This is a genomic window from Crystallibacter degradans, from assembly GCF_012952295.1.
GTDB classification, from domain to species: domain Bacteria; phylum Actinomycetota; class Actinomycetes; order Actinomycetales; family Micrococcaceae; genus Crystallibacter; species Crystallibacter degradans.
The window spans coordinates 145985-164772 of record NZ_JABBCH010000002.1; the positions used below are offsets into that span (position 1 = coordinate 145985).

The window sequence follows — 18788 nt, forward strand, 5'->3', positions numbered from 1 at the left end:
TCCGCTGAGTGGCCAGGTGTCTCACTGCCGCCGGCGCTGCCAGGCCAGGCCGTGGAGGACGAGTGCGGCGGCGAGGGCCGTCAGCCCGCCGGCAATGAGCCCCGGCGAGAGCATGCTGAGGAGGTAGATCCACTCTGGCGGGCCGAAGCCCGAGTTGACGCCGAACGGATCGTTCATGGTCATTACCGGTCCTAGCGCGGCCCAGAATCCCAAGGTGATGGCGCCTGCCCCCAGCAGCCAGAGGGCCAGCAGGAACGGATTGAACTTCGACCGCGGGGCCGGAGCGGCATCGTGCTCCTCTTTCCGCCCGGCCAGCTCGGGCGGAACGACCTCGGAGATGCCCGCCGCGCCGGTCAGGTCAGTGGAAGTGGGATGGGCCGCCGGGGTGGGACGGGGCGCCGCTGCTGCCGCAAATCCGGCCTCAGTGCGCTCGTTGCCAGCGCTAGCCGCCCTGGACCCGTTACCCGCTGTCCGGCCCGCGGGGTCCGCGGTAAGGCCCTGCGGCCTGCCATCGGGCTGGATCCGGTGCCCGCGCTGGTAGATCGGGTCATACCGGTCATCGAACTGCGTCATGGCGTCCCCCAAATCTGTTGGAGAAAAATCTACCCGAACTTAGGCCGCGCTGTTAGGCTTGCACGCATGGGAACACTGATTTTCGAGTAGAGACGGTCTCCGCTGTACCGGCCGGCTCCAAAGCTGCCCTAAAGAAAATCCTGCTTGTTGAGGCTGTGCCTCCGAGTTCTTTTCCCGTACCTCGTGATGAAAAGACCCGTTCTGCCGGGTTCTGTTCCGGCATCTGGCGCACCCTCTCAGGCGTTCATCGTAAGAAACGGAGGAACCATGACCACCATCGACAACAACCCTGACGCGGCCAAGGCCGAACTCAACGTCCATCTTGCCCCCGCTGCCGCTGAGAAACTGAGCAAAGAGCAGCAGAAGCGGCTGACCGATGCCAAGGACGCCAAGAGCCCGGGGGACCTGCCCGGCTGGCACAGCATCGGCAACAGCCACAAGCCCACGCATGCCAGCAACAGGCGCGGGCCGGCCGAGAAGAAGGTCCGCTGGTAGCAGCGGGTCCCACTACTTGCTGCTAACGCCACAGGCTCCGGTTCAGTCGCAGGACTGGACCGGAGCCTGTGCCGTCCCGGAACCGGTGGGACCGGAAACGGTGACGCTGCCAGCGGTAGGTGCTATTCGGCGTCGTGGTCTGTTTCGAGCACCTGCACCAGGGCGTCGAGGGCAGCATCGGCGCCGTCCCCCTCGGCCCGCAGCACTACCTTGGAGCCGTGTTCGGCGCCCAGACTCATCAGGGACAGGATGCTGGAGGCGTCCATGGCCTCGTCGGCGGGGGCGCCTTCCAGCGCGATGGTGACTTCCACCGGCTGGTCTCCGGCGGCCTCGGCGAAAATGGCGGCGGGGCGGGCGTGCAGGCCAACGCGGCTGGCTACGGTTGCGATACGTTCGGGCATGGTTTCTCCTTTGTGACGGGACGTGCTTAGAGTCCGAGGGTTTCGAGCAGGGGCAGTTCGGCGCGCACTGCGGCGCGGGCTTCGGCGGCGGTGTCCGCTCCCAGCGCCAGGGCGGCCAGTTGCTGGGCCCGCTCCAGCGGAACGGACCTTAGCACCGCGGCCACGCCGGCCAGCGAGCGGGCGCTCATGGACAGCGAGTTGATACCGAGGCCAACAAGTACGACGGCGAGGGCCGGGTCCGCGGCCGCCTCGCCGCAGACTCCCACCGGCTTGGGTGCTTCCTGCAGGCTGGCTGCGCCGTCCACGGTGGCCTTGACCAGGTGCAGGACGGCCGGCTGCCAAGGGTCGTTCAGCGCCGCCAACGGGCCGAGCTGCCGGTCCGCCGCCATCGTGTACTGGGTCAGGTCATTGGTGCCGATGGAGGCAAAATCCACACGCTTGAGGACCGAGCCGGCGGTCACCGCGGCGGAGGGAACTTCCACCATGACGCCGGGTGTCTCCAGCCCGGCGGCCTGGCAGAATCCGGCGAACCGGCCGGCTTCCTCGGCTGTGGCGATCATCGGCGCCATCACCCAGACCTCCGCCTGGCTCTGGCCGGCCGCCGTGGCGATGGCCTGCAGCTGGCGCTCCAGCACACCCGGGTTGGCCAGGTCCGTCCGGTAGCCGCGCACGCCCAGCGCCGGGTTGGGTTCGGTGCTGTCGGTCAGGAACGGCAGCGGCTTGTCGGCGCCGGCATCCAGTGTCCGGACCACCACCTTCTTGGCCGGGAAGGCGTCCAAGACGGCTTTGTAGGCGGCGACCTGTTCGTCGATGGTAGGTTCCGCATCGCGGTTAAGGAAGCAGAATTCGGTGCGCAGCAGGCCAACCCCCTCGGCGCCTAGCGCTGCGGCCGCTAGTGCATCGGCGCCGCCGCCCACGTTGGAGAGCAGCGGGACCAGGTGGCCATCCGCCGTCATACCCGTGCCGTCAAAGGGCTGTAACGGTTCGCGGGAGGCATAGGCGGCAGCGAGGTCGCGCTCCGCCTCCCCCGGGGAGGGCGTGACGATGCCCATGGCGCCGTCCACGAAGACCTCGGTGCCCGGAGCCAGACCCGTGGCACCGGTGGCGGCGACGACGGCGGGCAGCCCAAGCGAGCGGGCAATGATGGCCGTGTGGGACTGCGGCCCGCCGCCGGAGGTGACCAGCGCCAGCACCATCGCCGGATCCAGCGTGGCGGTGTCCGCCGGTGCCAGGTCCTCGGCGGCCAGCACGAACGGGACGTCCGAGGCGGGGATGCCCGGGGCCGGTACGCCGCGCAGCTCGGCCACGATCCGGGCGCGGACGTCGAGCACGTCGGTGGCGCGTTCGGCCATGTAGCCGCCGAGCGACTTGAGCTGTTCGGCGACCTGCTCCGCGGCTTCCCAGATGGCGCGTTCGGTGCCGCGGCCGGCCTCCAGCAGCTTGACCGCGGATTTGAGCAGCATCGGATCGGCGGCCATCAGCGCGGTGGCCTGGAGGACCTCGGCCGCCTCCTTGCGTGCCCCGGCGGCGCGGTCCTTCAGCGCAGCCTGGACCGTCTTCGCCGCGGCACGGAGCCTGTTGGCTTCTCCTTCGGCGGTGGCTCCGGCCGGCAGCCCGGCGCCGGGTGCCGGCTCGGCGACGGCCGGCGGCATCTGCAGTACCGGCCCGATCACTCGCCCCGGGCTGACGCCTACTCCGGTAATGCTGGTCATTGCGTACCCCTTGCTCAACTACTAGATGGCTTGTCTGTCAGCGTAGGCTGCTGCGGCCTAGGCCGCGACAGTTTCTGCCGGAGCGGTCTTCTTCGTTGCGTAGCGTTTCAGGGCCAGGACGGCCAGGGCCGAAATGATAGCTCCCACCACAACGGCTACAACAAACATAACCACATTGCCCATCGCAAAGAAGACGAAGATGCCTCCGTGCGGCGCCTGCGAGGTTACACCGGTGGCCATCGTCAGGGCGCCGGTTACCGCTCCGCCGAGCATGCTGGCGGGAATTACGCGCAGCGGATCGGCCGCGGCGAATGGAATGGCGCCTTCGGAGATGAACGCCGCGCCGAGCAGCCAGGCGGCCTTGCCGTTTTCGCGTTCGGCCAGCGAGAAGCGCTTGCGGTCCAGCACCGTGGCCAGCGCCATCGCCAGCGGCGGCACCATGCCGGCCGCCATCACTGTAGCCATGATCATCCAAGGGGCCTGGTTGTCGGCGCTGCCCGCACCGAGACCGGCGACGGCGAAGGCATAGGCCACCTTGTTGACCGGTCCGCCGAGGTCGAAGCACATCATCAGGCCCAGGATGATGCCCAGGGCGGCGGCGGATACGCCGGTCAGGCCGGAGAGCCAGGCGTTCAGCGCAGTGGTCAGGCCGGCGATCGGGCCGCCGAGCACCAGGAACATCAAACCCGAGGCCACAATGGAGGCCAGCAGCGGGATGATCACCACGGGCATCAGGCCGCGCAGCCAGCGCGGGACGGACCATTGCCCGATCAGGTGCGCAATCCAGCCGGCCAGCAGGCCGCCGACCAGGCCGCCCAGGAAGCCGGCGCCCATGAAGCCCGCAACCGCGCCGGCGGTGAAGCCCGGGGCGATGCCCGGCCGGTCCGCAATGGCGTAGGCAATGTAGCCGGCCAGCGCGGGGACCAGGAAGGCCATGGACAGCGCGCCGATCTTGAAGGCGACGGCACCCAGGTAGGTGAGCAGTCCGCCGTCGGGCAGGTTGCCGAAGTTGTTCTCCAGCACCACGGTGTCCGCAACATCGGTGATGGCGTAGCCGCCGAGCAGGAAGCCCAGCGCAATGAGCAGGCCGCCGCCGGCAACAAACGGGATCATGTAGCTAACGCCGGTCAGCAGGGCGCGCTTGAGCTTGGCGCCGATGCTTTCGCCGGTCTGGCCGGTCTGGTGCGAGGCCACGTCCGCGGTGCCGCTGACGCGCCGGGCGTTCGGGTCGTCCGCGGCGGCAAGCGCCTCGCGGAGCATCACGTCCGGTTCGTCGATGGCCCGCTTGACGGGCGACTGGATGACCGGCTTGCCAGCGAACCGCTCCTTCTCGCGCACATCGACGTCGACGGCGAAGATCACGGCGTCAGCCCTGTCGATGACGGCAGGATCCAGTGGTGTTGCGCCGGCCGAGCCCTGGGTCTCGACCTGCACCTCGATGCCGGCCTCCTTGCCCGCGGCGACCAGGGAATCGGCTGCCATGTAGGTGTGGGCGATGCCGGTGGGGCAGGCCGTGACGGCAACCAGCGACTTGGGGCGGTTCGGATCGGCGGCGGCAGCAGCGGCGTGCCGGCCGTGCTGCTCGGTAGCGGTGGCGGTCCCGGCACCTGCCGTGGAACCGGCACCGGAACCCGCAGCGGCGCCGGCCGGAGCACTGCCGGCCGGGGCACCCGCGGCAGCAGTGGCGCTTTCGTCGGGGAAGAGCGCGCCGTTGACCAGTGCCACGATATCCGCCGGCGACTCGGCGGCCCGCAGGCTGGCGGTGAAGTCCTTCTTGATCAGGGAGCGGGCGAGCTTGGAGAGCAGCTTCAGGTGCTCCTTGTCAGCTCCCTCGGGCGCGGCGATGAAGAAGACCAGGTCGGCCGGGCCGTCCTTGGCGCCGAAGTCCACGGCGGGAGCCAACCGCGCCATCGCGAGGGTGGGTTCGAGCACCGCGGTGGAGCGGCAGTGCGGGATGGCGATGCCGCCGGGCACGCCGGTGGCGGTCTTCTGCTCGCGTGCGACGGCGTCGGCATAGAGGCCGTCGAAGCCGCTGGCGCGGCCGCTGGCGAGCACCACCTGGGTCAATTGCCGGATCACATCCTGGCTGGTGGTGCCGAGGTTCTTATCCAGAGTGACAAGTTCTTCGGTGATGAGGTGGGACATGGCGTCCTCCTTGTGGGCTTGGAAGGAATGAAGTCAGGGAGCGGGAACGGAAAGCGAACTAACGACGACGGCGTCCGGCGTCGTCTGTGACAGGGCGGGCAGAGTGGTGCCGGGCAGTGCTGCGGCCGCGGCACCGTGGGCTACGGCCTGGCGGAGGCAGCCCGCGGCGCCCGCGCCCGAACTGTGTGCGAGCAGGTAGCCGGCCAGGGAGGAATCCCCGGCCCCCACGGTGCTGCGCGCACTGACCGGCGGATGCGTGGCGTACCAGGCGCCCTCCCGGGTGACGAGGACGGCGCCCTTGGAGCCCAGCGTGGCCAACACCGCCTCGGCGCCCTTATCCAGCAGGAGCGCGGCGGTCTGCGCGGTGAGTTCCGGATCCGCCTCCAGCGCGGCCTCGCTGTGGACGCCGGCCAGCTCGGCCAGCTCCTCCGCATTGGGCTTGACCAGATCCGGCACGGCGGCCGGGCCGGCGGCAAATGCCTGGCGCAGCGGTTCGCCGGACGAATCCACGGCAATCCGCGGAGCTGCGGACCCGAGTTCTTCGCGGACGCGGATGGTGAGCCGGGCGTAGAAATCGGCTGGTACGCCCGGCGGCAGGGAACCGGCGAGCACGAGCCACGCCGCGCCGTCGCACTTTGCCAGCACCGCCGAGGCGAGCTCCTCCTGCCGGTTGCCGTCCAGGTGCGGGCCCGGTTCGTTGATCTTGGTGGTGGTGCCGTCCGGCTCGGTCAGCGTGATGTTGCTGCGCAGGGCCTGGCCGATGGGCAGCCCCACGTAGGCCAGGCCGTCCTGCCGCAGCCCGGTGATGACGGGATCCTCGGGGTCGCCGGGGAGGATGGCCAGATTGGCGACGCCGGAGGCGGTCAGCGTGCGGGACACATTGACGCCCTTACCGGCCGCCTGCTGGGAGGCGGCCACCGCGCGCTGGACGCCGCCGCGGATCAGGGAGCCGGGCAGTTCGACGGTGCGGTCCAGGCTGGGGTTGGCCGTAAGGGTGATGATCATGCCACTACCACCTCGACGTCCGCGGCCTCGAGCGCCTCGGCCAGTGCGGCCGGGGGTGCGGCGTCGGTAATCAGGGTGTCGATCTCTTCTAGGCCGGCGAAGCGGACCAAGGTTTCCTCCTCGAGTTTGGATGAATCCACCAGCGCGACCACGCGGCGGGCACAGCGGACTATTGCCGTTTTCACGGCCGCCTCCAGGGCGTCCGGGGTGCTGAGGCCGAAGCCGGCATCGATGCCGTTGGCTCCGATGAACGCGATGTCCGGGCGCAGGGCGGCAAACTGTTCCAGCGTCCGCGCGCCGATCCCGGCGCTGGTCAGGCCGCGGACCCGCCCGCCGATCATTTCCAGCTGCAGCTTCGAGCCGGTGGAGATCCGGAAGGCGATGGGGACCGCGTGCGTGATGACCAGCAGGTCTTCGTGCCGTCCGTTGGACTCGGAAGCCAGCAGTTCGGCCAGCTGCTCCGTAGTGGTGCCGGCGTCGATCACCAGCGAGGCCGGGCCGGAGGGAATGAGTTCCAGGGCCTTGCGTGCAATCCGCTGCTTCTCCTCGTGCCGCTGGAGCTGGCGGCTGCCCAGGCTCTGTTCGCTGGTGCTGGCCCGGCCGGCCGCGACGGCGCCGCCGTGGACCCGGCGGAGCACGCCCTGCTGCTCGAGGGTGGCGAGATCGCGGCGGACGGTTTCCTTCGTGATGTCGAAGCGGTCGGCAAGTTCACCCACGGTGGCCCGGTTTTTGGCGGCCACAAGCTCACCGATCTTGCGGTGGCGTTCGGCGGCAAACATGTTTTCTCCTTCGAGAAGTCGGACCGGGAGGGGGAGTGACTGGCATCACGTGAATCTTTGTTTTGACGACTTTATCTGTGTTTGTTTCTGCTTGTCAACGAAAACCAACATAAAAACAGAAAAGCGGGCCTCCAAGGGTTTGGCAGAGCCTCTGAGACAGCTCTTATACAGTGGGTGCCATGAGGGCCGATGTGCGCAGGTTGATGCTGCTCCAGGCCGGCAACGCGCTTTTCCTGGTGGCCGGACTGGGTGTGGTGCTGATTGGGGTGGACGCCCTGACCGCGCTGCTGGTGGGGTCCTCCGGGAACCCGGGGCCGGGCGGGTTCGGCGCCGTCGTGATGATCGGCGGTGGCCTGCTTTCCTTGGTCTTCGGCGTCTTCGCCTACCGCTGGACGGCCCGCGGGGAACGCTACGCGCCGCTGTTCGGCGTGCTCGGCTGGGCGGTGCTGTGGCTGCCGCTGTCCCTCGCCGCGGCCGTGCTCACCGGCGGGCATCCGGCCGCCTCGTTCATCGCCACCGGCATCAGCGGAGCGGGAATTGTGCTCTCACTTGTTGCACTGGGCAGCAAGAAGCCGCGCTGACCGGCAGGCATGGTGCCACTGCCCGGCACGCGCGGTGCCCTCGGCCCGCGGATGGTAGAAGTAGTCCATGACGACTGCCGTATGGTCCCGCCCAGAGGACGAGCGTGCCGGCACCGAGTTGCTGGTGATGATCCACGGCTACGGCTCCTCCGAGGAGCGGGTGCTGCCGTTGTTCGAGGCGCTGCCGGCGAACGTGACCGGGGTGGCGCTGCGCGGCCACTTCGATGTCGGGGCCAACTACGGCTGGTTCCTGCTGGACGCGTTCCTCGCCTCGGACTTTGCCGACGTCGTCAGCTCAGCCAACAAGGTCTTCGCCTGGCTGGACCCGGTGCTCGCATCCGGCACGTTCACCGGGACCAGCCTGCTGGGCTTCTCCCAGGGCATGGCCATGGCGACCACGCTGATCCGGTTGCGGCCCACGGCCTTTCGTGCCGCCGTCGGGCTTTCAGGTTTTGTGCTGGAGAACGAACTGCTGACCCTGACGGATGACCTGGACGGCACGCTGCCGTTTTTCTGGGGACGGGACGCCGCCGACGTGGTGATCCATCAGGACGCGGTGGACTATGCGGCGGACTGGCTGGAGGCCCACACCCGGCTCACGGCGCGCACCTATCCCGGGATGGGGCACAACATCGGGCCGGAAGAGATCCGCGACGTCGGGATTTTCCTGAAGACCTACCTGGGCTAGAGGCCGTTGTCCCGGGTGTCGTCCCGGCGGACGGTCTCCCCGGTGTGCGGATCGTGCAGCTGGCGGCTTTCGGTCACGCGGCGCCTGCTGGTGCCCGCCATGACCACCGAAATGATCAGGCCCAGTACGCCCACGCCCATCAGGATCCGGCCGACCAGCGTCAGGTCGATAAAGTCGACGACGTCCGCCACCGCGAACGCGAGGATGGCGCCGATGGCGATCAGGGCAATCGAAGATCCGATTCTCATAACCAACTACTCCTTGTTCCTGACGCCCGCCTGCCCGTGGCCGCGGACGTAACCGATAGAGGAATACTGCGGTACTTTGCTCAGCATACTGATCTTGTTTCCGTGCGGGGGAAAATTGCCGGTTCCCGGCGTGCTGCCGAACCGGTGATCTAGTGTTAAAGCGAACGGCCATGTCCGCTACCTCAAGGAGGACTTCGTGGCGAAGAACAGGAAATTCAACCCGGCGGTCAAGATGGCTGCCGGTGCGGCTTTTGATGAGAAGGGCAACCCCAAACCGGGTGTTGCCAACGGAATTATGAAGGCCTTGGACGTCCAGCGCCCGCTGGTACTGGCCAACCTGAACCGGCTGCGGAGCAAGTATCCGGAGGCCTCGCCGGCGGAGCTGTCCGCGAAGCTCGAGAAGTACTATTTGTCCGCCATCACCGGGGGCGGGGCGGCCGTGGGCGGATCCGCACTGATCCCGGGCGTGGGCACCATCGCTGCCCTGGGACTTTCCGCCGCTGCGACCGTGGGTTTCCTGGAGGCGACCGCGCTCTACGCCCAGTCCATCGCCGAGCTGCACGGAATCCACACGGACAACCCGGAACGGTCCCGCACCATGGTCATGGCCATCCTGATGGGCGAAGAAGGCAGCGCCCTGATCCGCGAACTGGCAGGCCAGACCAACGGGCGGAACAAGCCGGGACAGGCGTGGGGCAACGTCATCGGCACCAGCATGCCTGCGGGCATGATGGGCACCATCATGGACAGCATGCGCCGGCGCTTCCTGAAGAAGTTCCTGGCCAAGCAGGGTACCGCCCTGCTCGGCCGTGCAGTGCCGTTCGGTATCGGTGCCGTGGTGGGCGGTGCCGGCAACCACATGATGGGACGACGGGTCATCGAATCCACCCGCGAGGCCTTCGGCGAGCCGCCGCTGACCCTGCCGATTCCCCTGGTGGAGGAGCTGGCCCAGCGCAAGCACCTCATTCCGCGCAAGAAACTGATTCCGGGCAGGCGCAAGGAGCTTGGCGCGGGTGCCGGCGGTGCAGCTGCAGGCGCGGCAGTGCGTGCGAGCTCGTTGTCCACGACGCATGCCGGGCCTGAGTCCTCCCAGGCGCCTCGACCCGAGGATCTTGCGGCGTCGCCCGGGCCGGACCTGCCGGCTGAGACGGACCCGCAGACCGGGCAGCACCGCGGGGCCGAGCCGGACGACGTCTAACGAGGCCTCGCTCAGCCGGGGCCGACCAAGCTCCCGGTTCGGCTTCGGATCGGGAATCTGCTGTGCCCGCGTATCGGCTGCAGATCCCCGAATCGCAGTGGATCCCCGAATCGCAGCGGAACCGCGCGCCCCGGAGTCCGCGCCCATTGCGAAGCCCGGGCCCATTTACGCAGCCCGCGCCCATTGCGGAGCTAACCGAAGATGGCGTGCGCGACGGCGAAGATCACCAGGCCGGCCAGGGACCCGACTACCGTGCCGTTGATCCGGATGAACTGCAGGTCCCTGCCGACCTGCAGCTCGATCTTGCGGGAAGTTTCCTCGGCGTCCCAGCGCTCCACCGTTTCGGTGATGACGGACGCGATCTGGGACCGGTAGGTCCTGACCAGGTAACCGGCGGCTTCCTCGATCCAGCCGTCCACCTTGGCGGCGAGTTCCTTGTCCGTGGCCAGCCGATTGCCGAAGTCGCGGACGGCCGTAGTGAACTTGCGGCTGAGCTCGCTCTGCGGATCCTCGACGGCCTCCAGCAGGGCGCGCTTGAGAGTGTCCCACGTCCGGACCGCAAGCTGGCGTACTTCCGGGTCACCCAGCGCGTTCTTCTTGAGGTTCTCCACCCGGGCGATCATGTCCGGGTCGGTCTGCAGATCCTGGGCCAGCGACTGGAGGTAGACGTCAAGCTGCTGCCGGACCTGGTGCTCCGGGTCCGCCTGTACGGCGGCGATGAACTTGTACAGCTCGAGGTGGACCTTGTCGCCCATCAGCGAGTCCACAAAGGAAGGAACCCAAGTGGGGGAGCGGTCCGCCACCAGCCGGGCCACCGTTTCCTGGTTGTCCAAAACCCAGTCAGCTGCACGGTCCAAGAGCAGTTCCACCAGTTTCAGGTGGTGCCCGTCGTCGAGCAGCCGCTTGGCGAGCTTGCCCAGCGGCGGGCCCCATTCCGGATCCAGCAGATGCCGCCGTGCCATCGACTCGATGACGTCCTGGACATCCTCGTCGTTGAGGACCAGCATTGCCGCGCGGATGGCGGTGGCGCCTTCCCTGGCCACCCGGTCCGCGTTTTCGGGCCGGGCCAGCCAGGCGCCGGTTTTCGCGGAGACCCCCAGCGAGGCGATCTTGGTTTTGACCACCTCTTCGGAGAGGAAGTTCTCCTCCACAAAAGAGCCGAGGCTGGCGCCGATCTGGTCCTTCTTGCGCGGGATGATCGCCGTGTGCGGGATCTTCAGACCCATCGGGTGCTTGAACAGCGCCGTGACCGCGAACCAGTCCGCAAGTGCGCCCACCATGCCGCCTTCGGCCGCGGCGCGGACGTACTGCAGCCAGGGATACTGCTCCTGCAGGGCGAAGGACACGATGAAAATCACCGCCATGAGCCCCAGCATGCCGGTGGCCAGGCGTTTCATCTTCGTCAGCCCGGCGGCACGTTCGGCGTCCCCGATAACGCTGCGGCCGTCGTCGTACATCACCTGTGTGCTCATCTGGCCTCCGCGGCAAAAAAAGTTCTGGGACCCGTCAAGCTAAGTTAACCAGTGAGCCGCCGCGAAAGCGGTTTCCAGTCGACAAATTCACGTACGGTGAAAACCATGAAGCACAAGATCTTCGCCCATCGCGGTTCCAGCGAACAGTACGCGGAAAACACCCGGGCCGCCTACCTGCAGGCGATAGCCGACGGCGCCGATGGGCTTGAGTGCGACATCCACCTGACTGCGGACCTGAAGCTGATCTGCTTCCACGACTTCGATCTGGACCGCACGTCCACCGGCACCGGTCACGTCGCCGACCACACGCTCGAAGAGCTGCTGCGGCTGGACTTCTCGTCGTGGCGCGGCGTGCCGATTCCGCCTGAGTACGGGGGCGTGGCGGACCAGTTACTCACGCTGGACGCGCTGATCGACCTCATGCGCGAGGCCGGCCGTCCGCTGGACCTGGCGATCGAGCTTAAGCATCCCAGCCCGTTCGGCCAGACCCTCGAGGACGAACTGCTGAAGTACCTGATGGCGGAGGGGTGGGACCCGGAGACGTCAAGGCTGGACAACCTCAAGCTCTCGTTCATGAGCTTCCACCCCGACACAGCCAAACATCTGGAAGACCATGTGCCTACGGACCACTTGTGCCAACTGCTGGACAACATTGAGGCCGAGGAGATCAAGAGTTCCCTCTTCATGGGCTCCCTGACCGTGGGCGCCGTAACGGCGCTGCTGCGCCGGGCGCTTTCCGAGGGCGAGGCGCTGATCGAACAAGGCGCCGTGGGGATGGCGGGCCCGGGCGTCGACTACATCAGGTCGCACCGGCCGCTGATCGAGCGTTGGCTCGCGGCGGGCCTGCGCTTCAGGGTTTGGACCGTCAATGACCCGGAAGACGTCCGGCTTTGCCACGAGCTGGGGATCCACGAAATCACCACCAACCGGCCCGTGCAGGTGCGGCAGTTGCTGGAACAGCTGGAGGCCGGTTCCTGAGCTGGCGGTGTCCGGCAGACGTTGCGCCCCCGAGGACGGCACCAGCAGCGCGGATAGTCGCGGCAGATTAACCCGGACCGTGGCAGACCTGCTCCTGCCTGTGGTTGAGTGGAGAAATGGCATCTCCAATTGAGGACTACGCGCTCATATCGGATCTGCACACGGGGGCACTGGTCTCTAGGGGCGGCAGCATGGACTGGCTCTGCTTCCCGCGCTTCGATTCAGACTCCACGTTCGGTGCCCTGCTGGGCACGCCGGAGCACGGCCGCTGGCTGCTGGCACCGGACGGCAGCCATGAGCAAACAGGCGTGCCGTTGGGCACGGGGCCCGCAGGGGAGGCGGCGGGTGAAGGCGCCGGGCCTGCCGAGAGCGCCCGCGACGCCGGCAAAGAGATCGCCCCCGACACCGCCGCGAGCGGCGCGGACGCGAAAGCGCGGGACCGGGACGAAATCACGGAGGGCAAAGCGGATGCCGGCGGAACAGCCACGGCAAAAGTCGCTGACCAGAACCAGAACCGGGACCTGAAGGTGGCCGGGCGCGGCACCACCACGGAAGCCGCGCACCGCGGCGGTGAGGTCCGCGGGCAAGCCAAAGACCCGCGCGGAGACCTCGCCGAGCGGGAAGAATCCGTCCATGCCGAGGAAGGCAAACCCACCGGGGCAGACGAGGAAGACGAAGCAGAACGCAAGAAGCGCGCCGGAGCCGCCGTCGTCGTCGAACGCAGTTACATAGACTCCAGCTTTGTGCTCCGTACGCATTGGAAGACGGATACCGGCGAAGCAACCATTACCGAATTCATGCCGGTGGGAGACCGCCGCGCCTCGCTTGTCCGGCGGGTGGAGGGAATCTCCGGCACCGTGACCATCACCCAGGAGGTTGTGGTGCGGTTCGGTTACGGCGTGGTGGTGCCGTGGGTCAACCGGGTCAGGAACGCGGACACCGACGAGGAGTCCATCGTCGGCATCGCCGGGCCGGACGCGGTGGTGCTGCACGGGTCAAACCTGCCGACCGCCAAGGAGCGCCGCCACCGGGGCCAGTTCGAGGTCAAGGCCGGCGAAACGGTGGACTTCGAGCTGTGCTGGTTCCCGTCGCACCGCGAAGTTCCGGACATGATCGACGTGGACAAGGCGCTGGACGAGACCCTGAAGTACTGGCGCGACTGGTGCTCGCGCTTCCCGCCGCAGGGCGAATACCACGAGATGGTCAAGCGCTCGCTGCTGGTGCTGCGCGCGCTGACGCACGAGACGACCGGCGGCATCGTGGCCGCTCCCACGACGTCGCTGCCCGAGCATTTCGGCGGGGAACGCAACTGGGACTACCGGTACGTATGGCTCCGGGATGCCGCCCTGACGCTGGAATCCATGATGACGCACGGCTATGAGACCGAGGCGCTGGAATGGCGCAACTGGCTCCTGCGCGCGGTCGCCGGTGACCCGGAGGACCTGCAGATCATGTACGGCCTGGCCGGGGAGCGCCATCTGGCCGAGCGGGAGCTGGACCAGTTCCCCGGCTACGCGGACTCCAAACCGGTGCGGATCGGCAACGGCGCCGTCGGGCAGTACCAGGCCGACGTGATCGGCGAGGTCATGGTCGTGCTCGAGAAGCTGCGCAACATGGGCGGGAAGGAGGACCACTTCTCCTGGCCCCTGCAGAAGGCGCTGCTGCATTACATCGAGAAGCACTTCGACAGCAAGGACCACGGCATCTGGGAGATGCGCGGCGAGAAGAAGTACTTCACCCACTCGCGCGTGATGATGTGGGCTGCCTTCGACCGCGGTGTCCGGGGCGTGCGGGACCACGGGCTGGACGGCGAGGCAGAGCACTGGGGGAAGCTCCGCGACGAACTGCGTGACGAAATCATGGAACAGGGTTTCAACAAGGAGATCAATTCCTTCGTCCAGACCTACGGCAGCACCGAAGTGGACGCTTCCCTGCTGGTGATCCCCCAGGTGGGCTTCGTGAAGTACGACGACGACGTGATGCTGGGTACCGTGGCCCGCCTCGAGCAGGAGCTGGTTGAAGAGGCCGGCCTGATCCTGAGGTACCGGACGGAAGCCGGCATGGATGGCTTGGAGCCGGGCGAGCACCCGTTCCTCGCCTGTTCCTTCTGGCTGGTGGAGCAGTACGCGCGGTCCGGCCGGATCGAAGACGCCCGCGAGCTGATGGACCAGCTGGTGGGCTACGCCAACGAGCTGGGGCTGATGGCCGAAGAGTACGACCCGGTGAACAAGCGCATGGCGGGCAACTATCCGCAGGCCTTCTCGCACCTGGCCCTCATCCGGGCCGCTGACGCCATCAACGGCCATGCGCAGGAGGCGCTGTAGCTCCTGTGGAGGACTAGTCTGGTGAGGTGAAGTTTTTGCAGTCCCCCGCGGTGAAGGTGGGGCTTTCCATCGCGATCGCCACCGGGCTCTACGGGATTTCGTTCGGCGCCTTGTCCGTGGCTTCCGGCCTGGATTTCTGGCAGACCGTGGCCCTGAGTTTCCTGCTCTTCAGCGGCGGCTCCCAGTTCGCCTTCATCGGCGTCGTCAGCGGCGGCGGCACCGGCATCGCGGCGATGAGCGCCTCGGCCCTGCTGGGCATCCGCAACGGGATCTACGGTATGCAGATGAACGCCCTGATCTCGCCGCGGAACTGGCGGAAACTGCTGGCCGCCCAGGTCACCATCGACGAGTCCACGGCCACTGCCTCCGGCCAGATCGACCCGGGCGAGCAGCGCGCGGGCTTCTGGACCGCCGGGGTGGGCATCTTCATCCTGTGGAACCTGTTCACCGCTGTCGGCGCGCTCGCCGGCAACGCGTTGGGAGACCCGAAGCAGTGGGGACTGGACGGGGCAGCCGTGGCGGCGTTCCTGGCACTGCTGTGGCCCCGGCTCAAGGGCAAGGAGCCGGCCGCCATCGCCGTCGTCTGCGGTTTGGCCACGCTGCTGGCTGTTCCCTTCCTGCCCAGCGGCGTTCCCATTCTGGTCGCCGCGGGCGTCGCTGGGGTCATCGGCTGGTTCAGCCGCCAACGCCTTCCCGCCGGCATGGCCCCGGACATCGAACCCTATGACGAGCCGTATTCCGAGCACGACTGCCACCACATGGTGCTGCCCGAAGACGCCACGGCCAGCCGCGGCCGGGGCAAGAACGGCCCCCAGGAGAGGAGGCCCGAATGAGCCTGTGGTTCTGGATCGTCGTCGCGTGCGTGGTCAGCTACGCCACCAAACTCGTGGGCTATTTGGTGCCGGCGAAGTGGATGAAGAACGAGCGGATGTCCCGCGTTGCTGCCACGCTGACCATTGGCCTGCTGGCCTCGTTGACCGTGGTCAACGCGTTCTCCTCCGGACAGCAGCTGGCCTTCGATGCGCGGTTCGGTGCACTGCTGGCCGCGGCAGTTGCCCTGGTGCTGCGCGCGCCGTTCCTCGTCGTCGTCATCGCCGGCGCCGCTGCGGCGGCCCTGCTCCGACTCGCCGGCTGGGGCTAGGCAGGACCGGGAAATTCTGTGTTCGCGGACCCTTGACGCAGTTGCCATGGCGTCGGAAGGTGGGGGTGTTAAGAGGAGGCGGTGACCATGGAGGAAAAGCGCTGGTCGGTGGAGATCGTCATCGACGAGTATGAAGGGAAAACGCGGGCCGAGGCGAAGTTGAAGGCGGACGACGGAGGAGACCACCGGGGAATCGGATTGGCCCGGCTGAATCCAATCGACTCCGATGTCCCCAGGATCGGCGATGAGTTGGCCGCCGCACGGGCCCTGTCGGACCTGGCGCACCAGCTGATCGAAGCCACGGCGTCGGATATCGAAAACTCGACCAAGGAACGGGCGCACCTCAAAGGCTGATTTGTTCATCCAAGCGACCGGTGGGATCGAGGTCCACCGGCCCAGTTGCGCATGCCCGCGGTTCAGAACCTCCTCGACGAAGGCGCTGGGTACTTCTCCTACAAGCGATTGTTTGACATGTTTCTTAGAGCAGGTCGCCGTCGACCTGCTACCCAAGATAGGCCACGGAAGGGGCCGAGACAAGCAGTAAACGGATTGTCGGATCCAGGAACGGTGGCGTGGTGTCCAGAACGCGCTGGGATTGGAACGCGCCTACACGCTGGCTAAGTGTTATGACGAGGGCAAATATTTATCGGGGACGTTCTAGACCTTCGTCGATTCGATCAAAGTACCGTGCCAAGTGCTGGTAATCAGAGCCCCTAACGAAGTAGAGCCGGACGAGGATTTCTTTCGATTAGCTCTTTGAAAAGCTTAGCGGGTCCCTAATCGTAAAAATTTTGATCGTTTAGCTGATCTTTAACTTGCGTGGACAAAGGACCTTAACTGCCGAGTGCAGCGGTTCCCTCCGTCGGTGCTTCTACGTGTGCCTCGATGAACGGCAGGAGCTCCACCAGTGCGAAGACGATTCCCAAGCCCGCCAATAGGATGTTGTGCGTGCCGTGGATCGAACCCTTGCAGCCTCTGCATGGTCAAGTCGATTGCACCAAGCGTCTAACACACACAGACGATTCGATTTCCATGCTTCAAAACTCGCTTGACTTACAGTTACGTCAGGAACGTCACCCTCAGGAGACGATGGATCGAGACTGATGCCCCGCTCGATAGTCGGCAATCACTCTGTTTCGTCCGAGAACATCGCTTGGTTCTGAAAGTTTTTCACCGACACTCTCAAAATTTTACGATTAGGGGGGTACCTAATTGTAAAATTTGTAGCGGAATGTTGATTCCTTTACATGAGCGAGAGCGAGATGCAGAAGCGATGACCGACGAACTCATGGAACGTCGTGGCGAGCTGTTGGCCCAAGTCCGCAAGTATCTGCAAATCATCGACGAAGGTAAAGCGCTGCATATTGGCGAGCTCGAGTGTGTCGACTTCAAGGAGGAGGCGGGGCGCCGCGGAGCGGGTGGCATCTTGCAACCGGGGGAGAAGCAAAACCAGGTAGCTGCAACAAAACTGGCCGACGAAGTTGCCTGCATGGCAAATACTCCTGGTGGAGGTGCGTTGGTTCTGGGCATTGAAGATAAGACGTGGCAGGTCTTAGGAACTGAATTGGACCTCGAATGGCTTCGGTATCGGATCTACTCTGCTGTAGATGTGGCGCCGCACGTGCACGAGGAGACGGTACGAGGCCAAAGAGTCTTGGTCTTGCTCGTAGCGGAAGCGTCTGAACCTGTCGAAAACACCAGCAACCAGATCCGATGGCGGGTGGCGGACAATTGCGTTCCGGTGGATCGATCAGAGTGGTGGGCCACAAGGAATCAGCGACGGGGTTTCGATGAAATGGCTTCCCCAACGCGGGCGACGCCAGCAGACGTTCGTCCAGCCGCACTCGAGATGGCCAGATCCAGTTTGTTGGAAAACGGTGGCGCTGACGTCCCGGCCGATGTATCCGACTTGGAGTTTCTGCACTTGATCGGCGCAGCCACCCCGGAAGGTCAGCTGACGCAGGCAGCGAAGCTGCTTTTTACGTCAAGTTCGGCAAGTCTCCTGACCCTGACGGTCTTTGATGTACATGGGGGAGAGGTAGAGAGCTTTCACGAGTTTCGACGGGGTTTGTCTCTCTTGGAACAAATTGGCGAAGTTGAGAAACTCATGGAAGTCGTCAATAGGAACAATGTTCTAGGCTCGAATTTTGCAGAGGGCCGCGTGCGAGATATTCCACTGCGAGCAGTGCGCGAGGCCGTCCTGAACGGAGTCATACATCGCGATTGGAATTCAACGATTCCCACTGAAATCGTCTGGATCCGCTTCGACTCGACACTTGTGGTCAAAAGTCCGGGTGGATTTAGTGGCGGGATCAGCGAGAACAACATTCTTAGCGACCGCTTTGCACGCTATCCGGCACTGGCGGACCTCTTCCGGGCACTCCACCTCGTAGACAAACAGGGCATCGGCGTGGATCGGATGTATCAGTCGATGATTGCGCTCGGCCACAGGCCGCCGAATATTCAACAAAACGTCGGACCCAGTGTGACTTGTACACTCATTGGAGGTCGGCCAGTTGTGCCGATTGTCCAATTGATACGTGCCATTGAGCCGGAACCTCGGCAGACGGACTACAGGGTCGCTGTAATTCTCGACCAGTTGCTGCACCGGCCCTTTATTACGATCAGCGCCGCTATGGCCAGCCTCCAAACTGATCGAATGTCAGCCGAGGTGGCGCTGCGTGCCGTCACGAGTTCCACTATCGGTTCAAAGCCACTTGTAGTTCAGTACAAGGACGTATGGATATTGGGTGTCGGCGCCCGAACCATGGCGAAGAAGTCTAAAGACACGATCCATGCGGCGAAATTCGTGGATTATCTGACTACGGACCGACAGAGTCTTAGGAACACCATTCGACTTTGGGGAGAAACTCATGAGGACATTACTAGTGGTGATCTAGCGGAAATTACGGGGATTTCGAGGCCAACTGCCAGCACGGCCTTGGGGGAGCTTGTCGACGACCTGCTGGTGCTGGTGGGTAAAGGACGGACTTCTCGATATCAGTACCTTCGTTAAGCTACGCATGCAAAATCTGGGGAAAGCGCTGC

Annotated in this window: 18 protein-coding genes; 10 read left to right on the top strand and 8 right to left on the bottom strand. The window is 65.6% G+C overall.

The window, feature by feature from the left end; all coding sequences use genetic code 11:
* Positions 1-21: 21 nt before the first annotated feature.
* Positions 22-573: a hypothetical protein gene (locus HGO92_RS04425; RefSeq protein WP_169992305.1), complete on the bottom strand. Its 552-nt coding sequence runs from the start codon at positions 571-573 to the stop codon at positions 22-24.
* Between the two features lie 267 nt (positions 574-840).
* On the opposite strand from HGO92_RS04425, the gene HGO92_RS04430 reads away from it, so the two are divergent.
* Positions 841-1068 carry a hypothetical protein gene (locus HGO92_RS04430; RefSeq protein WP_169992086.1) on the top strand — a complete coding sequence of 76 codons (228 nt, stop codon included), beginning with the start codon at positions 841-843 and terminating at the stop codon, positions 1066-1068.
* Between the two features lie 122 nt (positions 1069-1190).
* On the opposite strand, the gene HGO92_RS04435 is transcribed toward HGO92_RS04430, so the two are convergent.
* Genes HGO92_RS04435 through HGO92_RS04455 form a run of 5 tightly spaced genes read right to left on the bottom strand, consistent with a single transcriptional unit; the run spans position 1191 to position 7110 of the window.
* A complete protein-coding gene (locus tag HGO92_RS04435) occupies positions 1191-1469 on the bottom strand; it encodes an HPr family phosphocarrier protein (protein ID WP_169992307.1) in 279 nt (92 codons plus the stop codon).
* Positions 1470-1495: 26 nt separating this feature from the next.
* Positions 1496-3181, bottom strand: coding sequence for a phosphoenolpyruvate--protein phosphotransferase (gene ptsP / locus HGO92_RS04440; RefSeq protein WP_169992309.1), 1686 nt, complete (start codon positions 3179-3181; stop codon positions 1496-1498).
* A 57-nt stretch (positions 3182-3238) separates the two neighbouring features.
* Positions 3239-5326, bottom strand: a complete 2088-nt coding sequence (locus HGO92_RS04445; RefSeq protein WP_169992310.1) for a PTS fructose transporter subunit IIABC — start codon at positions 5324-5326, stop codon at positions 3239-3241.
* A 33-nt stretch (positions 5327-5359) separates the two neighbouring features.
* On the bottom strand, positions 5360-6331 hold the full coding sequence (locus HGO92_RS04450) for a 1-phosphofructokinase family hexose kinase (RefSeq protein ID WP_169992312.1): 972 nt from the start codon (positions 6329-6331) through the stop codon (positions 5360-5362).
* Positions 6328-7110, bottom strand: coding sequence for a DeoR/GlpR family DNA-binding transcription regulator (locus HGO92_RS04455; protein ID WP_169992314.1), 783 nt, complete (start codon positions 7108-7110; stop codon positions 6328-6330). Before HGO92_RS04455 ends, HGO92_RS04450 begins: the two co-directional genes overlap by 4 nt.
* A 179-nt stretch (positions 7111-7289) precedes the next feature.
* On the opposite strand from HGO92_RS04455, the gene HGO92_RS04460 reads away from it, so the two are divergent.
* On the top strand, positions 7290-7691 hold the full coding sequence (locus HGO92_RS04460; RefSeq protein WP_169992316.1) for a hypothetical protein: 402 nt from the start codon (positions 7290-7292) through the stop codon (positions 7689-7691).
* 67 nt (positions 7692-7758) lie between these two features.
* Entirely contained in the window at positions 7759-8379 is a 621-nt protein-coding gene (locus tag HGO92_RS04465) for an alpha/beta hydrolase (RefSeq protein ID WP_169992318.1), read from the top strand.
* Here HGO92_RS04465 and HGO92_RS04470 read toward each other — a convergent pair.
* Positions 8376-8627 carry a DUF6458 family protein gene (locus HGO92_RS04470; protein ID WP_169992320.1) on the bottom strand — a complete coding sequence of 84 codons (252 nt, stop codon included), beginning with the start codon at positions 8625-8627 and terminating at the stop codon, positions 8376-8378. The two genes, HGO92_RS04465 and HGO92_RS04470, sit on opposite strands and share 4 nt — an antisense overlap.
* Positions 8628-8823: 196 nt before the next feature.
* Between HGO92_RS04470 and HGO92_RS04475 the strand changes: the two genes are divergently transcribed.
* The gene (locus HGO92_RS04475) at positions 8824-9825 is read left to right on the top strand and encodes a hypothetical protein (RefSeq protein WP_346768849.1); all 1002 of its coding nucleotides are present in this window, start codon (positions 8824-8826) and stop codon (positions 9823-9825) included.
* A gap of 191 nt (positions 9826-10016) precedes the next feature.
* Here HGO92_RS04475 and HGO92_RS04480 read toward each other — a convergent pair whose 3' ends face one another.
* Positions 10017-11297, bottom strand: coding sequence for a DUF445 domain-containing protein (locus HGO92_RS04480; RefSeq protein WP_169992322.1), 1281 nt, complete (start codon positions 11295-11297; stop codon positions 10017-10019).
* 105 nt (positions 11298-11402) lie between these two features.
* On the opposite strand from HGO92_RS04480, the gene HGO92_RS04485 reads away from it, so the two are divergent.
* The 6 genes from HGO92_RS04485 (at position 11403) to HGO92_RS04510 (ending at position 18756) form a co-directional block, all read left to right on the top strand.
* Positions 11403-12275, top strand: coding sequence for a glycerophosphodiester phosphodiesterase (locus tag HGO92_RS04485; RefSeq protein ID WP_169992324.1), 873 nt, complete (start codon positions 11403-11405; stop codon positions 12273-12275).
* Between the two features lie 98 nt (positions 12276-12373).
* Positions 12374-14599 carry a glycoside hydrolase family 15 protein gene (locus HGO92_RS04490; RefSeq protein WP_277351870.1) on the top strand — a complete coding sequence of 742 codons (2226 nt, stop codon included), beginning with the start codon at positions 12374-12376 and terminating at the stop codon, positions 14597-14599.
* Positions 14600-14625: 26 nt separating this feature from the next.
* A complete protein-coding gene (locus HGO92_RS04495; protein WP_169992326.1) occupies positions 14626-15432 on the top strand; it encodes an AzlC family ABC transporter permease in 807 nt (268 codons plus the stop codon).
* Positions 15429-15740: an AzlD domain-containing protein gene (locus HGO92_RS04500; RefSeq protein WP_169992328.1), complete on the top strand. Its 312-nt coding sequence runs from the start codon at positions 15429-15431 to the stop codon at positions 15738-15740. Before HGO92_RS04495 ends, HGO92_RS04500 begins: the two co-directional genes overlap by 4 nt.
* An 87-nt stretch (positions 15741-15827) precedes the next feature.
* Positions 15828-16094: a DUF1876 domain-containing protein gene (locus HGO92_RS04505; protein WP_169993027.1), complete on the top strand. Its 267-nt coding sequence runs from the start codon at positions 15828-15830 to the stop codon at positions 16092-16094.
* 919 nt (positions 16095-17013) lie between these two features.
* Positions 17014-18756, top strand: coding sequence for a DUF5635 domain-containing protein (locus tag HGO92_RS04510; RefSeq protein WP_169992330.1), 1743 nt, complete (start codon positions 17014-17016; stop codon positions 18754-18756).
* Positions 18757-18788: the final 32 nt, after the last annotated feature.

What these genes read in the sequence shown, in the direction of transcription:
- HGO92_RS04430 (WP_169992086.1), top strand. Translation starts at nt 841, where the DNA reads ATGACCACCATCGACAACAACCCTGACGCGGCCAAGGCCGAACTCAAC.
- HGO92_RS04485 (WP_169992324.1), top strand. Translation starts at nt 11,403, where the DNA reads ATGAAGCACAAGATCTTCGCCCATCGCGGTTCCAGCGAACAGTACGCG.
- HGO92_RS04470 (WP_169992320.1), bottom strand. Translation starts at nt 8,627, where the DNA reads ATGAGAATCGGATCTTCGATTGCCCTGATCGCCATCGGCGCCATCCTC.
- HGO92_RS04480 (WP_169992322.1), bottom strand. Translation starts at nt 11,297, where the DNA reads ATGAGCACACAGGTGATGTACGACGACGGCCGCAGCGTTATCGGGGAC.
- HGO92_RS04455 (WP_169992314.1), bottom strand. Translation starts at nt 7,110, where the DNA reads ATGTTTGCCGCCGAACGCCACCGCAAGATCGGTGAGCTTGTGGCCGCC.
- HGO92_RS04510 (WP_169992330.1), top strand. Translation starts at nt 17,014, where the DNA reads ATGACCGACGAACTCATGGAACGTCGTGGCGAGCTGTTGGCCCAAGTC.
- HGO92_RS04435 (WP_169992307.1), bottom strand. Translation starts at nt 1,469, where the DNA reads ATGCCCGAACGTATCGCAACCGTAGCCAGCCGCGTTGGCCTGCACGCC.
- ptsP (WP_169992309.1), bottom strand. Translation starts at nt 3,181, where the DNA reads ATGACCAGCATTACCGGAGTAGGCGTCAGCCCGGGGCGAGTGATCGGG.
- HGO92_RS04445 (WP_169992310.1), bottom strand. Translation starts at nt 5,326, where the DNA reads ATGTCCCACCTCATCACCGAAGAACTTGTCACTCTGGATAAGAACCTC.
- HGO92_RS04500 (WP_169992328.1), top strand. Translation starts at nt 15,429, where the DNA reads ATGAGCCTGTGGTTCTGGATCGTCGTCGCGTGCGTGGTCAGCTACGCC.
- HGO92_RS04450 (WP_169992312.1), bottom strand. Translation starts at nt 6,331, where the DNA reads ATGATCATCACCCTTACGGCCAACCCCAGCCTGGACCGCACCGTCGAA.
- HGO92_RS04460 (WP_169992316.1), top strand. Translation starts at nt 7,290, where the DNA reads ATGAGGGCCGATGTGCGCAGGTTGATGCTGCTCCAGGCCGGCAACGCG.
- HGO92_RS04425 (WP_169992305.1), bottom strand. Translation starts at nt 573, where the DNA reads ATGACGCAGTTCGATGACCGGTATGACCCGATCTACCAGCGCGGGCAC.
- HGO92_RS04505 (WP_169993027.1), top strand. Translation starts at nt 15,828, where the DNA reads ATGGAGGAAAAGCGCTGGTCGGTGGAGATCGTCATCGACGAGTATGAA.
- HGO92_RS04465 (WP_169992318.1), top strand. Translation starts at nt 7,759, where the DNA reads ATGACGACTGCCGTATGGTCCCGCCCAGAGGACGAGCGTGCCGGCACC.